This window comes from Nocardia ninae NBRC 108245, from assembly GCF_007990755.1.
Lineage (GTDB): Bacteria > Actinomycetota > Actinomycetes > Mycobacteriales > Mycobacteriaceae > Nocardia > Nocardia ninae.
The window spans coordinates 1-15,012 of the sequence record NZ_BJXA01000040.1 but is presented as its reverse complement, the minus strand read 5'-3'; the positions used below and the strand labels follow the sequence as shown (position 1 = coordinate 15,012).

The window sequence follows — 15,012 nt, the reverse complement described above, 5'->3', positions numbered from 1 at the left end:
GGAGGTTCAAGTCGATGTGACCGAGGACACCTACCTTGCCGCGATGAGTATCGGCGAGTTGGCGCGCCGCACCGGGGTGCCCGTGCGGACGATCCGGTTCTATTGCGACAGCGGGATTCTGGAGTATCGCCGGACCGGCGGCGGGCATCGGATATTCGACTCCCCCGCCGCAGTGGACCGGCTGCTGCTGGTGCGCCGGTTACGTGCGCTGGATCTGCCACTGCCCGCGATTGTCGGCGTGCTCGACGGTGCCGAATCGCTCGGTGCGGTCGCGGCGGCCGAACGCGTCACCCTCGATGCCGAGCTCGACGCGCTCCGGTGGCGCAGAGCGGCCCTGTTCGCTCTCGAATGCGCGCCGCCCGGCGAACACGCACGTCGACTGGAACTGCTTGCCGCGGTACACGACCGGAGCTCGATCATCGATAGCGCCGTCGCATTCTGGCGGCCCATTCTCGGTCCGCTGCCCCGCGAGCAGTTCGATTCGTTCATCGACATGAATCTGCCGACGCTGCCGAGCGATCCCGCACCGCATCGGTTGGTCGTCTACGCCGAGCTGACCGCGCTCGCCACCGATCCGCGCGTCAAAACGGCGATGACGCAGCAGATCTGGCGATCGGAGCGCGGGAAGATCGATGACCGCAGGCAGTTGGCGACGGCCGTCGCCGACGTCTGCGAGATCGTGGCCCCGCTGGTCGCCAACGGCGAAAGGCCGCGTCCGGGAGCGGAGCTCGACCAGTACGTGCACGCCCACGCGGCAGCTCGCCGTGACCGAGACACTCCCCGGTTCCGGCGTGCACTGCTCACCGGCACAGCAGACTCCGATCCCCGGCTGCACCGCTACTGGCACCTTACCGCCGAGATCACCGGCACGGCGGCGACGGCAGGCGCCATTCACTACTGGCTGTCGGACGCGCTGCGGCAAACGATCTAGCGCTCCAACGGTTTCCTCGGCCGATCAGCGGTCGCGTCCCGCCGCGGGGGTGGACGTCTTGCGGCTGGTGCGGGCGCGGCGCCGGGCGGCCTGGAGTTCGGCGAGCTCCTGTTCGAGGATCTCGGCGATACGGAATTGGCCGGTGTCGTGGATTTCCGGGGTGGGGATGGCGGGCGCGTCTTTGCCGGGCTTGGTATCGGCTGGGGTGGTGAGCTTTTCGTCGGCCGGGGCGGCCGGTCGCTTGACGGCGGCGGTCGGCGCGGTCGCGGACGGGCGTTCCGCCGACTTCACGGTGAGTTTGTCGGGGGTGGCGGCGGGCTTGCTCGGCTTCGCCGGCGTCGCGATGGTCTTCGACGGAGCGGGCTGCTGTGCGGCGGCCTTGGTCGGGGTGGCCGACTTCTGGCTAGGGGCCGCGGCGGCGGGCTTGGTCGCCGTGCTGGAGCCGTTGACCGGGGTGGCGGGCTTGCTGTCGGTGTCGCGCTTTTCGCCGTTCACGGGGGTGGCGGGCTTGCTCTTCGCGGCGGGCTCTTCGGGCGCCGGGGTCGGCACCGTGGGCTTGCGGTCGGAAGTGCTGGGTGCGGAGCCGTTTTCGGACTTCGCCGCAGGGCGGATGTCCTTGGTGTCGGCGAGGTCGCTGCCGAGGGTCGCGGCGGCCACCACCTTTGCCGAGGGCGGCGGGGTGGCGGAACGGAACGCCGAGCGGACGGGAGCGGCGGGCTCGGGTGTTGCCGCGTCGTCCTCGTCGGTGACCACGACGGTTTCGATCTCGGGTTCCACGGCATCACCGGTTGGTCCGGCGCCCAGTTCCGCGAGCGGGTCCGGTTCGGCCTCGACGGTCAGTTCGGCGATGGAGTTGGACGCCATCACCTCCGCCGCCGAGCGGCGCAGCCGGTAGCTGGCGATCGCGGGCAGCGTGCGGCGGATCTGCTCGGCCGGGTCGGGCAGATCCCGGACCTGGTCAGTGGCGCGGTGGATGGCGAGCCCGTAGCGAGCGCTCGCGGCGTCGTGGATGAGCAGCGCGACACCGATCATCACCGGCGCGACGGCGTGCACGGCGGCGTCGTACCAGTGCTCCGCACGCAGATACGGGTAGGTGTTCAGGGTGACGGTCAGCGACAGCAGCGCGACCTCGGCGGCGACGACCTGCTTGCGGTTGTCGACGACACCCCACTCGGCCACCTTGTTGGTGCCGATCATGATGATGATCAGGCAGACGCTGATCATCGCTTCCAGCAGGTAGCTGAACCAGTACAGCGGGTCGCCGGGGCCGCCGGGCGCGATGTTGTGCTGGACGTTCACCGCGGACCACAGCATGCCCGCGCCGACGACACCGGCCAGCGCACGCAGCGACCAGGCCCGATGCCGGTACAGCGAGGCGAGTTTGGCATGCGGGCTCGACTCACGGCGCTGCGCAGCAATTGCCTTGCGGGCCACCAGTAGATCTCGCATGTCGGCCTTCTCGATCGCTTCGGTGGTCTGCCTGGCGCGGTCGGCCGCCGATGCGGCGGCTTGAGCCTCTTTCCAGCGCTGGCCACGGTCTTGCCCGCGAATCTTCTCGGCTAGCTCGCGTTCGGCCAGCAGCTCTTCCTCGGAGAGCGCTTCGGTCAACGCGGGATCGAATTGGTATGCCAGCCGGCCGCGGGCCTTCTCGACCCGCCTCGCCAGCTGTGTGACCTCGTCCTCAATGGGATGCTGGATGGTCATTTCGGCTCCAGGAGGAGATTCGATGGCAGACAAGTGATCACGCGTGGGAAGGCTACATCGCATTCGCCCGCGACGCACCGTTGCCAGCGAAAACCGTCGATTTGCCGGGTGAATGCGGCGTGCCGCCGCGGTGTTTCCCGGATGATCATAGAACAGGCACGACGATTCGCAACCGCTGTGTTGCCGGCGATCGACCAGGTGGCAGCCGTGCGGCGGCGGTCACTGCGCGCCGAGTGTCTTTGCACCGTCGGCGAATACGACGAGATCAGGAAAGGGCCGACTTCACTATGACCGGTTCGTCCGGCTCTCCACAATGAAACTCGCTGCGGTGGTGGCGCTCCCACCGATGTTGAGGGTGGCGAACCGACGGGCATCCGGCACTTGATAGGCTCCTGCCTGCCCGGTGACCTGTTTATAGGCATCGAGCACCATTCGTACACCCGTCGCTCCCACGGGATGGCCACCGCCGATCAATCCGCCACCAGGATTGACCGGTATCCGGCCGTCACGCGTTATATCGCCGCCTGCCACGGCTTTCCAGCTCTCCCCAGGGCCGGTGATGCCGAGGTGGTCTATCGCCATGTACTCGGACATGGAGAAGCAGTCGTGCACCTCCACCCCGTCCACCGCGTCGATATCGGGCAGGCCGGCACGGCCGAGTGCGTCGAGCATTGTCCGGCGCACATGGGGAAAGACGTAGGGGTCGTCGGCGCTGGCTCGTATCTTTTGCGCCAGTGGCAGGCCCGCGGTGCGATGTCCCCAACCACTGATCACTGCGCGACCCTCGGGCCGTAAGTCGCTGCGCCGCGCCAGGAATCGATCCGAGACCAGGACCACGGCGGCCGCACCGTCGGTCATCTGACTGCAATCCTGGCGGCGGAGTCGACCGGCCACCGGCGGGTTCGCGGTGTCGTCGGTGCCGAAGCTGTCCGGGGTGAAGGTCCAATTCCTGGTCTGTGCCAGCGGGTTGGTGCGGGCGTTGGCGATATTGAGTTCGCTGATCGCGCGCAGGTGGGTGTCGTCGAGGCCGTAGCGGCGGTCGTATTCGTCGGCCAGCTCGGCGAACATGGTGGGCCACACGAACTTCGTGTCCTGCGCCTCGTGACCGACCCAGGCGGCGGCACCGAGGTAGCCTGCCGCCACGTCACCGGGCACGGTCTTCTCCAGCTCCGCACCGATCACCAGGGCGCAGTCGTAGCGACCGGATTCGAGGTCGGTCATTGCGGCCAGCAGCGCCATACTGCCGGAGGCGCAGGCTGCTTCGTGCCTGCCCGCCGGTACGCCCCACAGTTCGGGGATGACCGTGGCGGGCATACCGCCGAGCTGCCCCTGGCCGGTGAACAACTGCCCGAACGCGTTACCGACGTGGATCACGCCGATCTCGTCCGGTGCGATGTTCGTGGTCGTGAGGGCTTGGCCGACTACGGTTCCCACCAGTGCGTCGAAGCCCTTGCCGTCGCGGTGCCAGTTGACGGCGAAATCGGTTTGGCTGCCGCCTAGCAGGTGAATGGTGCTGGTGGACATGGGAACTCCTGTATGTCTCGGCTGAACGGTGCTTGTTTGATCTCGTTCAAAGCTGGTCGCCGGTCAATGTCGATCGAAGCTCGCGGCGCAGCAGCTTGCCGACCGGGTTGCGAGGCAAGGTCTCGACGATCTCCAGTCGTTCGGGCAATTTGAAGGAGGCCACCTCGCGGGCGCGTAGGTGCTCGGTCAAAACGTCCAGCGTCACGGTCGCGTCGGGCGCGGGAACTACGAACGCGCAACACTTTTCGCCGAGCACCTGGTCCGGGTAGCCGACCACGGCGACGTCGGCTACGCCGGGCGCGTCGGCAAGGAGGCCCTCGATCTCGGCCGGGGCGATGTTCATGCCGCCGCGGATGATGATCTCCTTGATCCGGTCCACGAAACGCAGGTATCGGCCGTCTGGGCCGCACAGCTCGAATACGTCTCCGCTGCAGAGGAATCCGTCGTCGTCGAACGGTTCGGCCGAGGCGGTGCCGGGCAGGTAGCCGCCGAACACGGCGGGGCCCGCGAGCCGGAGTTCGCCGGTCCCACCGACTTCGGTGACCGTCGCGCCGGTGCCGACGTCGACGAGCTTCACCGCCGTCCGGTCGGCGAGACGGGAAGCCCACTGCACGCCGGGCGCGCCGTAGCGCGGCAGGTACTGCGCGCGGATCTCCGGATCGGGGAAGTCGACGGGCGCGCCGAGCAGGCATACGCCTTCGTTGGAACCGAAGAAGTTGAGCACCTCGATGCCCAGCTCGTCCTGCCAGCCGCGCACCACGCTCGGTGGCAGCGGTGCGCCACCGGACCCGACTCGCCGCAGTGACGACAGGTCGGCCGAGGCACGCAGAGTTTCGTTGTGCAGCAGCATCGTCAACAGTGCGGGCGGCATGCTGGTGTGCGTCACCCGGTGCCGCGCGATCTGTCCGAGGAAGACCGGTAGGTCCAGCGGGTGGTGCTGCACCAGGTGTCCGCCGGTGAGCAGCCACGGCAGGAAGGATGCGGCGAAGCCCGCCATGTTGACCATGGGGAACGGGTTGAGCAGCACCGACTCCGGAGTTAGGTGCAGCCCGTCCTGCACACCCCAGGCCATGGCGAGCCAGTCGCCGTGGCAGCGGGGAATTCCCTTGGGTGCGGCTTCTGTTCCGCTGGTCCAGCAGATGGTTACGCGGTCGTTCACCGAAACCGTCAGTCCGCTGACGTAGCGCCGTAGCCGCTCCCGATCGGCGGTGTCGGCGGGTTCGTCCAGCAGGACCGCACCGTCCGGCACGCCAGGTCCGAAGGCGAAGAGGGCGCCCTCGTTGCCCACCACTTCCATTGCCTCGCAGGCGAGTTCGCGCCCGGACAGCTGACCCGCCGTAATGATCGCCGTCGCGTCGGCGGCGGAAACAATGCCGGACAGTTCATGACGACGATAGGAAGCTGGCATGGGTGTCGCGACCGCGCCGAGCCGCCACAGCGCGAAATAGGTGGCCGTCAACGCGATCGAATTCGGCAACAGAACCGCGACGGTGTCCCCTTGCCGAATGCCGTTGCGGTACAGCACCGCCGCGAGATCGAGGATGTGCTCGTCGAGTTCGCGCCAGGACAGCGTTCGCGGTTCCGCACCGGTCAACGCGGCGAGGTTGGCGGGATCGGTGACGGCAGGTGCGTCCGGTGCCGCCTCGATCCGACGCTGCAAAAGCTCCGGCAGCGTGTCGGGCTGCCACCACCCTCGATCGAGATACTGGCGCACCCGGTCTTCGGGGTGGCAGGTACGGACATTCGCCCTTGCGGCAATGGAACCACCTGCGACAGTGGAGTTTGCGGAGGCAACGGAGCTTGCGGGGGCAATGGAGTTGATCGCAGTGGTGGTGGAGTCGGCGCCAGCGACATCTGCTGCGGGGATGGGTGATTCAGCCATGGGGTGTTCCTTCATTCGAGACGCCGCAGCACCACCGCGGAGCCCAGCCCGAGGGCTGCGGGGATGGTGATCAGCGCGTGTTCGCCGCCCGTGCGCGTCAGTGCGTCGAGGGCTTGGACGATCAGGTTGCCGCCGGTCGCGCCGAGGGGGTGGCCGACGGCGAGTGCGCCACCGGTCGGGTTGACCAGGTCTTCGTCGAGATCGAGCTCTCTGGCGAGCAGAATCGGTGTGACGGCGAAGGATTCGTTGGCCTCCACCACGTCCAGGTCGGCGGCGGTGAGGCCTGCGCGCGCGAGTGCTGTCCGTGCCGCGGCGGCCGGGGCGGTCAGCAGTGGTGAGCGCACGGCGGTCTGTGCGGTGCCGACGATCCTCGCGATCGGCCGCCGACCGAGCAGCCGTGCCGCGCGGACGCTTCCCACGACCACCGCGGACGCACCGTCGGCGAGCTGTGGCGCGGTCGCGATCGTGTGCAGGCCGGCTGCCGGGCGCGGAGAATCGGGCAGGCGGCGGGCTACCCGCTCCCAGGCCGGGTCGTCTCCGAACAGGGCTGGTAGTGCGGCGAAAGCGGCGATGCTCGCGTCCGGCCGAGCACCCTCGTCCGCGTCGAGCAGCACGGTGCCGCCCTTGCGTACCGGCACTATGGACGCGGAAGTCGATGCGGCGGTTGCTTTCTGGTGCGAGCGCACCGCGTAGGCGTCGAGTTCGGCGCGGGTGATGCCGTAGGAGGCGGCGGTGAGGTCGGCGGACACGCCTATGGTCACGAAGCCGGTGCGTTCACCGAGGTCGGTGTCGGTGGCGATGGCCGGACGATCCGACAGCATCGGTACCCGGGACATCGACTCCACCCCGCCCGCGACGATGACGTCCGCATAGCCCGCGGCGACCCGGGCAGCGGCGCTCTCGATGGCGTCGAGTCCGGAACAGCACAGCCGCGAGACGACGCCGCCGGGCACTCGGTCCGGCCAGCCGGCCCACAGGGCCGCGGCACGGGCCAGGTTTCCGCCCTGCTCCCCTACCGTCGTGCTGATTCCCACCAGGATGTCGTCGACGGAATCCACACTGAGCGAGCGACTTTCGAGGGCGCTGAGCAGTTGTCCGAACAGCTCGTACGGCGGAATCTCGGCGAGCGTGCCGCCTGCTTTACGAACTCGCGCCCGGGGCAGCCGGACGGCGTCGTAAATGTAGGAGTCATTCATGGTCGATCCTCGCGAGAGTTTCGAGCGTGTGGTGACCGGCGGGATCCTCGGCCGAAGTGGTAGGCACGACGACGATCTCGTCGGCACCCGCGCGGCGATACGCGTCGAGGCGGCCGCCCAATGCGGCAGCATCGCCGAACATGCCTACGGCAGCGGGCAATTCGTCGGGCACAGCGGCCAGGACATCGCGCGGGTGTGCACCACTGTGCGCCAGCCGTACCACCTCACCGAAGCCCGCCTCCTCGAACATGGCGTCATATCCGGGCGCCCGCAGATAGCCCACGACACCGCGGCGCACGGTGGCGCGCATGTCGGCGGTCGGGTCCGCGGCGGCGGTGACCCACACCGAGATCGCTGGACTCGGTAGGCCCGCGGCGGCGGCGGCCGCTCGCACCAGTTCGGTACAACGCGACACCTGTTCCGGCGTAACCAGATTCAGCACCACACTATCGGCGGTACGGGCGGCGGCAGCCAGCGCACGAGCGCCGAAGGCGGCCACGGCGATCGAGGAGTGCGGCGGCGCGAGCCGGAGCCGGTAGCCCTTGATGCGCTCCACCGCTCCTTCGAATTCGACCTTCTCACCCGCGAGCAACCCGCGCAGGATGCGCGCCGAGTCCTCCAGATGTACTGCGGTACGGCTTCTTTCGCGGCCATGCCAGCCGCTCACGACCACGGTGCTCGAACTTCCTATAGCGACATCGACAGAACGACCGCTGAGCGCGGCCACACTCGCCACACCCATCGCAACCGTGGCAGGACTGCGGACATCGACAGCAAAAGGGCCGAGACACAGGGGGATTCGTGCGGGCGCCATACCGATAGCGGTGGCCAGCGCGAAGGCATCGAAGGTCGCCATCTCCCCGATCCACAGCCGGTGGTAACCGAACTTCTCGGCTGCTTCGGCGACGGCCAGGGCATCCAGCGGATCGCGGTCCTGCCAGTACGGCAGGCTCACGCTCAACCGGTGCCGGTCGGCGCTCACTCGGCCGTTTGCGCGGCGGCGCGCATCCGGTCACCGCTGACCCAGGTGGCGTGGAAACCGAGGGGCACGCGAGTCGGCAAGCCCAGGCGGCACAGTGGACCCACGGCGAGGTCGGCGGCGTCGTAGATCCATACCTCCGACAGCTGGGTGTGGCTGTTGAAGGCGAACATGGTCAGCCAGGCGTCGTCCTCGTCGCGCGCGTCCGGTCGGGGCACCACGGCGAGCTCGCTGCCGAAGATGCCGTCGCCGAACGGCTGGGTCTGCTTGGCGCCGGTGCGCAGGTCGTACTTGATCACCGCGTCGAAGAGCATGGTGCTGTCCACCGACAGCCGCATCTGATACGACCAGCGGCCGCGTTGCCCGGTGCTGCCCTGGTCGATGGCCGGGAACTCGGTGTTGACGTCGTCCATCACCTCTTCGAGGGTGGCGCCGGTGCGTAAGTTGAAGCGGTACTTGTGCAATTTCGCCTCGGGCCGCAGGTAGGCGAGCAGTTGTGCGAGGGGGTTCGCGCGATCGGATACCGGGCTCGGCTTCGAGACCCGGCACACCACCATGACGATCTCGTCGCCGTCCTCCCACGCGTTGACCGTGTGATAGATGTAGCCGGGCGCGGCCTCGAACCAGCGCACCTGCGTGCCGTCGCCGCGGCGGGGCAGCACCGCGAAACGGCTGGGCAGCGTGCGGTCGAAGAACAGCTTGAACCGGCCCGCCGCGGCGGCCCTCGGGTCGTTGTAGAGCGGCAGGTCCATCAGGATCGAGTAGTTCTCGGTGATCGCCATGTCGTGCGGCAGCCGCGGTCCTGGCAGCTCGAGCCCGGTGTAGTGGGTGACCGTGCCGGACGGGTCTGCGACGCCGTAGCGCAGGTACGGCGAGTGGATGCCGTAGTCGAAGAAGATGAACTCCTCGGTGCGCTCGTCGACCTTGGCGTGCGCGGAGACCTCGCCGGGCAGCGTGCCGCCGAAGGTGTCGACGCCGCGGGTCTCCAGGCTGATCGGGTCCAGCGCATAGGGTTTGCCCGCGCGGTACCACAGCGAGAGCAGGTTGCCGTGGTGGAAGACGACGTCGGTGTTGGCGGAGTTGCGCTCCCTGCGGTCGCCCGGCGGGTTGTCGTCCCACGGCTCGATCACCCCGCGCCACAACGCCGTTCCCGCCGCGCGCTCGGCCTCGAACTCGGTGGTGCGGATGTAGCGATTGCGATAGGTGGCCTTGCCGTTCTCGAAGTGCACCGCGTGCAACATGCCGTCGCCGTCGAACCAGTGGTAGCGACCGATGGGTGCGAACTGCGGGTTGGGGCCGTTGCGCACGTAGACGCCGTCGAGGTCGGCGGGGAGTTCGCCGTGCAGGACGGCGAGGTCGGTCGCGGTGATCTCGGCGGCGGTCGGCGCGTACATGCCTTCCAGATACGGATTGGTCAGTGCTTGCGCGGCCGGCGCGATGAGTTCTTCCTTGAGCGTCACGATGCTTTACCCTCCACTACAGTTAATGAAGTGATACGCGTCTCAAAGGAGAGTGTCAAGAGTGCCTGGTGGGCAGGTCAGGCGAGGCGGTCGAGGACGGCCTGCGAGACCGGTTCGAACCGGACGTCGGTGCGTTCGAGCCGGGCGTCGCAGCCGCGGCAGCGCAGCGCGGGCACCAAGTCCGAACCGCACGCGCGGTGCCGGATACGCAAGCCCGGTTCGGGCGCCTCGGGATGCGCCCGCGCCGACCAGGCCAGCAGGAAAGCGAAGATCGGGAACAGTGCGCGCCCACGCGGAGTCAGCCGATATTCGCGGCCCGCGCCTTCGCCGGATCGGTACAGGATCTCGGCTTCGCACAGGCGAGTGAGCCGCTCGGTCAACGTGGTCGGTGACATGTTCATGGCCGTACGGAAGTCGCCGAATCGGCGCATGCCGGCTAACGCCAGACCGGTCACGGTGGCGCTCCATCGATCGCCGATCGCGGCCATGACCTCGTCGAATTGCATATCGCTCCGCGCGGAAACGGGGGCGCGGGCGCGGCGCCTGCCGCTGGAGGTGAAGCGCCCCAACGCATCGTCGCCGAGCTCGACATCGGTGTCGCGCGGCGTCACCGTGCGCCCGCAGGTTCGGCACATCAGCACCGGCGGTCCCCGGTGACCGCACGCGTCGTGCACCAAGTCGGGGTGCAGCGCGCCCTCGGCGGTCCATTCGCGCTGCCAGCCCCAGATGGAGACGAGGATTTCCCAAGTCGCGCGGCCCAGTTCGGTCAGCAGATAGTCGAATCTGTCCGAGGCCCCGACCTGCGGGGTGCGGATGAAAACACCCGCGTCGACGAGGGCCGCGAGCCGCGCGGTGAGTACGGCAGGCGGGGATCCGGTGCGCTCGATCCACTGGTTGAACCGGCTGGTGCGGTTGACGAAGGCGTGGCGCAGGATCGTCAGCGTCAAGCGGTCGCCGAGCAAGTCGAAGGTCGCCGCGACAGGGTGCGGGACGGGTCGCCCGGAGTCGATCGGCTCATCCGCCATTCGCCCCTGCACCTCCACATTTCCGTCGAAAATTCGCACTTCATTAACTGTAGTAGAGCCTATTGCTGGCAGCGAATGCACAAACGAGCGAATCGCGGTGTACCCGCCGGCGAAGCCCCTGCCGAAGGGCGACCCACACGCGCGCCGTCGCCCGGACCGGCCGACCGCTGTCCTGCGCGCCAGTCACGGAGGCGGTTGGTTGGGTGCGTACTGCTTCACGATCCACCGGCAGATCGCTTCCACGACGTAAGCCCGCTCGGCGTCGTCCAGCGCGTGCCCGGCCGGAATACCGTGCCAGCGCGCAAGACAGGTGCGGCAGCACGTCGCGGTGGCGTGCTGGGCGACGAAGACGGGATGTCCGCGATAGGGCGTCTGCCGACCATCGTTGAGCGGTTCGGCCGGGGCCAGCCTGCGGGCGATCAGGTCCTCGGCGTGCTTGCGAACAGTGTTGATCCCACGCAGGTCGACCACCGCGCGGTCCCGTCCGCGCAACCGGAACTTCGCACGAAAATGGTGCTGGCCGATCCGGTCCAGTCGGTCGTCGAGTTCGTCCGTCATAGGTCTGAGATCTTCGAGCGCCGCCCAGAACCGACCAGCGTCGCCCTGATAGTCACGAAACAGACGCTATCAGTCGAGACCACCACCAGCCTGAGGCCATCCGCACCAGAACCGCAGCCCCCTGCTCGACGGTGAGAAGACCGGCACACAGCGCCTCACATTTTCGCTGGCTGCATCGTCGGATTACCGAAAGCACAAGGTCGGCTGCCGGGTGACCGGCTTGCGGCCGGCAATCCCGAACGGAGACACGATGACCTCGAATGAAGCTCAGATCAGGGCGTTCCTGGAGCGCCGCACCGATGCGCAGCGGTCGAGGGACATCGATCTGCTCATATCGTTCTATTCACCCGACATCATCTACTACGACGCCGTAGCACCCTTGCGTTTCACCGGGGCCGATGAGGTGCGTCGCAATTTCTTGCGGTGGTTCGACGGGTACGTCGGCCCCATCGGCTTGGAAACGCACGACCTGACCATAGTCGCCACCGATGACACAGCCTTCGCCAACATGCTTCATCTGGACTCGGGAAAGCGCCGAGGCGGGATCGAGTTGCCGATATGGGTGCGAGAGACGGTCTGTCTGCGACGGTTGAATGGCACCTGGGCCATTACGCACGAACACATCTCGCTTCCGATCAACCCGGCGAACTTTCAAATCTGGTTCGCCTCCGAGAAGGATGCGCCTGCGCGGGGCGGTGGCCGTTCGATATTCGGGCTGGTCGCAAGCAGCTTGCGTACACGTCTCGGCTTGCGGCGTGGGGCGATGAAAAAGCCGGCGTGACACCTCCATCCGCTGCTTCAACACCTCACCCCCGACGCCCTCCGTCGAGCGGCCGTGGTGAAACGCAGTGTGGCCGAACGGGAGCCGGTCGATCGAGAAGAGTCATCGGCCGCGGTTCGGTCTGTCCGCGGCAACGTGCGGTCTTGCTGTAGGAGCCGATTATGCGTTGTCGCGAAACAGCAGGCGGGTGTAGCGTGCTGGGCATGCAGCGCGCTCAATTCACGACGACGCCGGACGACGTCCCGGCGCGCTGAACTACGTTCTGATCAAAGCCCCGGGCGGATGCCCGGGGCTTTTCCGTGCGCTCATCCGCCCTTTCGCAGGAGGAGACCCGCATGCACGACCACCGAAAATTGGGCCGGGAACTCGGCCTGTTCGATACCGACCCGTTGATCGGGGCCGGGCTGCCGTACTGGTTACCCGCCGGCGCGATCGTGCGCCACAGCCTCGAGGAGTACATCCGCACCGTGGAACGACAGGCGGGTTATCAGCATGTGTACTCGCCGGTCCTGGGCAAACGTGAACTGTATGAAATCTCCGGGCACTGGGCGCATTACCGCGACGACATGTACCCGGCAATGGACCTCGGTGGTGAGCAGATGGTGCTACGCCCCAGCCTGTGCCCGCATCACGCGCTGATGTATCGGGCACGCTCGCACAGTTACCGTGAGCTCCCGCTGCGAATGGCTGAGCTCGGCGCGATGTACCGTTCCGAATTATCCGGTGTGCTCGGTGGTTTGACTCGGGTCCGCTGCATCCAGCTCAACGATGCGCACATCTTCTGCACTCTCGATCAGGTTGCCGAGGAGGTCGCCGGCGCGCTGGCGTTGATCGGCTCGGCGTACCGGGCGATGGGGATCAGCACCGAGCGCTACCGACTGTCGCTTCCCGGCGCGAGCGGGAAATATGTTGCGGCGCCGGATATGTGGCAGCAAGCGAGCAAGATCCTGTGCGAGGTACTCGACCGATCCGGCGTGCCCTACGAAGCCGTCGAAGGTGAGGCCGCGTTCTACGGCCCGAAAATAGATGTCCAGGTGAGCGATCACGCCGGTCGCGAATCGACTCTGTCCACCATTCAGGTCGACTTCTACCAGCCCGAGCAGTTCGATCTGAGCTACACCGGCGCCGATGGCGCGAAGCATCGGCCGGTCATGGTGCACCGCAGCATCATCGGCAGTGTCGAGCGTGCCGTTGCCCACCTGATCGAGCAGCATGGCGGCGCCTTTCCCGCCTGGCTTGCCCCACTGCAGGTAGCGGTATTGCCGATACACGAGGCTGAGAGGTCCGCGGCTATCGATCTTCGTGATCGTTGCCTCGCAGCCGGTTTACGCGTGCAACTGATAGACGCGGAAGCAGGAAGCCTGGCCGCCCGGGTGCGCGAAACCCGGCTCGTGCCATACCAGCTCATCCTCGGCCCCGCCGAGACCAGCAACGGCGAAGTGGCCGTCCGGCTGCGAGATGGACGCCGTTTGCCTGCCCAACCGATGCACGCCGCAGTGGCACGTATTCGCGCATTGATCGAAAGCCGCGACACCAGGTTGTGGTCCGAGTAACCCCCCGGGCGCCGGTGGCCGACGAGAACCCACCGGCATCTCGGACTCTTCACCGCGCCAGTTACGTCCGCTGCGGCTCCGCGTGTTCAACGACCTTGTAATGTTCCATGCAGAAACACTTCGTAGGGGGTCGTCATCCATTCGAATACGCTGCGCTGGTGTGCCATTGCGTTGACCACGGTATCGATCGCGGTAGCGGCGAACACCGGCCATGCGACCGCGGCTCCAGAAGCGAAGCCGCTGGTGACGGTCGCGCTGCCCGAGCCCACCGGTGACCTGCCTGTCGGCGTCACCGACGTGCACCTGATCGATCGCGGTCGCCCAGACCCTTGGAACCACGATCGTCCACGGGAACTGATGGTCCAGATTTGGTATCCGGCAATGGATTCCGACCCCATATCCACCGCGCCGTGGACAACGCCTGGTGGTCTGGAACTGCTGACGAGTGATCTCACGGGGCAGGGCATTCCTTCGGGCGACTGGGCCCTCGGGCCGAGCCACAGCCGCGAGGACGCGCCCGTTCGCGCAGCTGACGGCCCGTTCCCGATCCTGCTGTTCTCGCCCGGGATGGACGACCCGGCCGGACTGAACACCGCCCAGGCCGAAGATCTCGCCAGCCACGGCTACATCGTCGCGACGATCAACCACACCTATGAAGCCTTCGCCGTGCAGTTCCCCGACGGGCGCACCGAACGGACCGTCGTACCGCTGGACTCGCCACCGGAGGTACTGAGCGACGTTCTTCTGCCGGTCCGCGTAGCCGACACCCGATTCGTAGTCGACCAGCTTGCCGATATCGCGTCCGGACATTCTGCGAGTGGTGACCACCGCGGAACTGTGGACCTGGCCGGCATTCTCGATCTGTCGAAGATCGGAATGTTCGGCCATTCCCTCGGTGGCGCCACCACCGCCCAAACGATGCACGATGACCCGCGCATCCGCGCAGGGGTGAATTTGGACGGTCCCCTGCTGGGGTCCGTCGTCGCCGACGGCCTGGACCGGCCACTGCTGATGCTTGGCAACGACAACCCGCGCTGGCTCAACCGGGAAAACTGGGAACCCCTGTGGCCCAACAACATCGGCGTAAAGCTTCCACTGCGTCTCTCGGGCACCGAACACATGTCCTTCAACGACGTACAAGTCGTTCTGCCCCAGCTCTGCGCTGCCGGGCTGTTGCCGGCAGCCACCACCGAATCAACCGTCGGTAGCGTCGACCCGGACCGGTCGATCGCGCTCCAACGCACCTACCTGAGCACGTACTTCGATCTGGCATTCGGCCGAACCGACGGCGATATCGCCGAAGCACTCGGACGCCTCGCGCAACCCGGGGTCTATCCGCACCCCTGACCACGCCCGCTGCGCAGGGCGTCCGCGCCCTGCCTCAGCAGGGTGTGCGCATCATGCGTCGGCGTAGACGGG

The 15,012-nt window shown here is 67.2% G+C and carries 12 protein-coding genes; 4 read left to right on the top strand and 8 right to left on the bottom strand.

The annotated features are described in order from the left end of the window. Positions 1 to 16 precede the first annotated feature (16 nt). Complete coding sequence (locus NN4_RS25660; protein WP_222595163.1) at positions 17 to 931, top strand: MerR family transcriptional regulator; 915 nt, start codon at positions 17 to 19, stop codon at positions 929 to 931. 24 nt (positions 932 to 955) lie between these two features. Here NN4_RS25660 and NN4_RS25655 read toward each other — a convergent pair whose 3' ends face one another. The 8 genes from NN4_RS25655 to NN4_RS25620 all read right to left on the bottom strand — a co-directional run bounded on the left by NN4_RS25655 (position 956) and on the right by NN4_RS25620 (position 11,259). Further along, positions 956 to 2,635 (bottom strand): hypothetical protein, encoded by a 1,680-nt coding sequence (locus NN4_RS25655; protein ID WP_147136395.1) that lies wholly within the window; start codon positions 2,633 to 2,635, stop codon positions 956 to 958. A 285-nt stretch (positions 2,636 to 2,920) separates the two neighbouring features. Beyond that, positions 2,921 to 4,159, bottom strand: a complete 1,239-nt coding sequence (locus NN4_RS25650) for an acetyl-CoA acetyltransferase (protein ID WP_147136392.1) — start codon at positions 4,157 to 4,159, stop codon at positions 2,921 to 2,923. A 46-nt stretch (positions 4,160 to 4,205) separates the two neighbouring features. Beyond that, complete coding sequence (locus NN4_RS25645) at positions 4,206 to 6,041, bottom strand: class I adenylate-forming enzyme family protein (protein WP_147136389.1); 1,836 nt, start codon at positions 6,039 to 6,041, stop codon at positions 4,206 to 4,208. A gap of 11 nt (positions 6,042 to 6,052) precedes the next feature. Then, positions 6,053 to 7,237, bottom strand: a complete 1,185-nt coding sequence (locus NN4_RS25640; RefSeq protein ID WP_147136387.1) for a thiolase family protein — start codon at positions 7,235 to 7,237, stop codon at positions 6,053 to 6,055. Further along, positions 7,230 to 8,219 carry an LLM class F420-dependent oxidoreductase gene (locus tag NN4_RS25635; protein WP_222595162.1) on the bottom strand — a complete coding sequence of 330 codons (990 nt, stop codon included), beginning with the start codon at positions 8,217 to 8,219 and terminating at the stop codon, positions 7,230 to 7,232. Before NN4_RS25635 ends, NN4_RS25640 begins: the two co-directional genes overlap by 8 nt. Beyond that, positions 8,216 to 9,676, bottom strand: coding sequence for a carotenoid oxygenase family protein (locus NN4_RS25630; RefSeq protein WP_147136384.1), 1,461 nt, complete (start codon positions 9,674 to 9,676; stop codon positions 8,216 to 8,218). Before NN4_RS25630 ends, NN4_RS25635 begins: the two co-directional genes overlap by 4 nt. A gap of 77 nt (positions 9,677 to 9,753) precedes the next feature. Beyond that, positions 9,754 to 10,740 (bottom strand): winged helix-turn-helix transcriptional regulator, encoded by a 987-nt coding sequence (locus NN4_RS25625; protein ID WP_246181077.1) that lies wholly within the window; start codon positions 10,738 to 10,740, stop codon positions 9,754 to 9,756. Between the two features lie 144 nt (positions 10,741 to 10,884). After that, entirely contained in the window at positions 10,885 to 11,259 is a 375-nt protein-coding gene (locus NN4_RS25620; RefSeq protein ID WP_147136381.1) for a DUF4186 domain-containing protein, read from the bottom strand. A 250-nt stretch (positions 11,260 to 11,509) separates the two neighbouring features. Here NN4_RS25620 and NN4_RS25615 point away from each other — a divergent pair, with 250 nt between their 5' ends. The 3 genes from NN4_RS25615 (at position 11,510) to NN4_RS25605 (ending at position 14,940) form a co-directional block, all read left to right on the top strand. Beyond that, positions 11,510 to 12,040, top strand: coding sequence for a YybH family protein (locus NN4_RS25615; protein WP_147136378.1), 531 nt, complete (start codon positions 11,510 to 11,512; stop codon positions 12,038 to 12,040). A 299-nt stretch (positions 12,041 to 12,339) separates the two neighbouring features. Beyond that, on the top strand, positions 12,340 to 13,593 hold the full coding sequence (gene thrS / locus NN4_RS25610) for a threonine--tRNA ligase (RefSeq protein ID WP_147136375.1): 1,254 nt from the start codon (positions 12,340 to 12,342) through the stop codon (positions 13,591 to 13,593). 171 nt (positions 13,594 to 13,764) lie between these two features. Beyond that, complete coding sequence (locus NN4_RS25605) at positions 13,765 to 14,940, top strand: alpha/beta hydrolase family protein (protein WP_147136372.1); 1,176 nt, start codon at positions 13,765 to 13,767, stop codon at positions 14,938 to 14,940. The last annotated feature ends 72 nt before the right edge of the window (positions 14,941 to 15,012 follow it).

What these genes read in the sequence shown, in the direction of transcription:
- NN4_RS25620 (WP_147136381.1), bottom strand. Translation starts at nt 11,259, where the DNA reads ATGACGGACGAACTCGACGACCGACTGGACCGGATCGGCCAGCACCAT.
- NN4_RS25645 (WP_147136389.1), bottom strand. Translation starts at nt 6,041, where the DNA reads ATGGCTGAATCACCCATCCCCGCAGCAGATGTCGCTGGCGCCGACTCC.
- NN4_RS25615 (WP_147136378.1), top strand. Translation starts at nt 11,510, where the DNA reads ATGACCTCGAATGAAGCTCAGATCAGGGCGTTCCTGGAGCGCCGCACC.
- NN4_RS25640 (WP_147136387.1), bottom strand. Translation starts at nt 7,237, where the DNA reads ATGAATGACTCCTACATTTACGACGCCGTCCGGCTGCCCCGGGCGCGA.
- NN4_RS25650 (WP_147136392.1), bottom strand. Translation starts at nt 4,159, where the DNA reads ATGTCCACCAGCACCATTCACCTGCTAGGCGGCAGCCAAACCGATTTC.
- NN4_RS25655 (WP_147136395.1), bottom strand. Translation starts at nt 2,635, where the DNA reads ATGACCATCCAGCATCCCATTGAGGACGAGGTCACACAGCTGGCGAGG.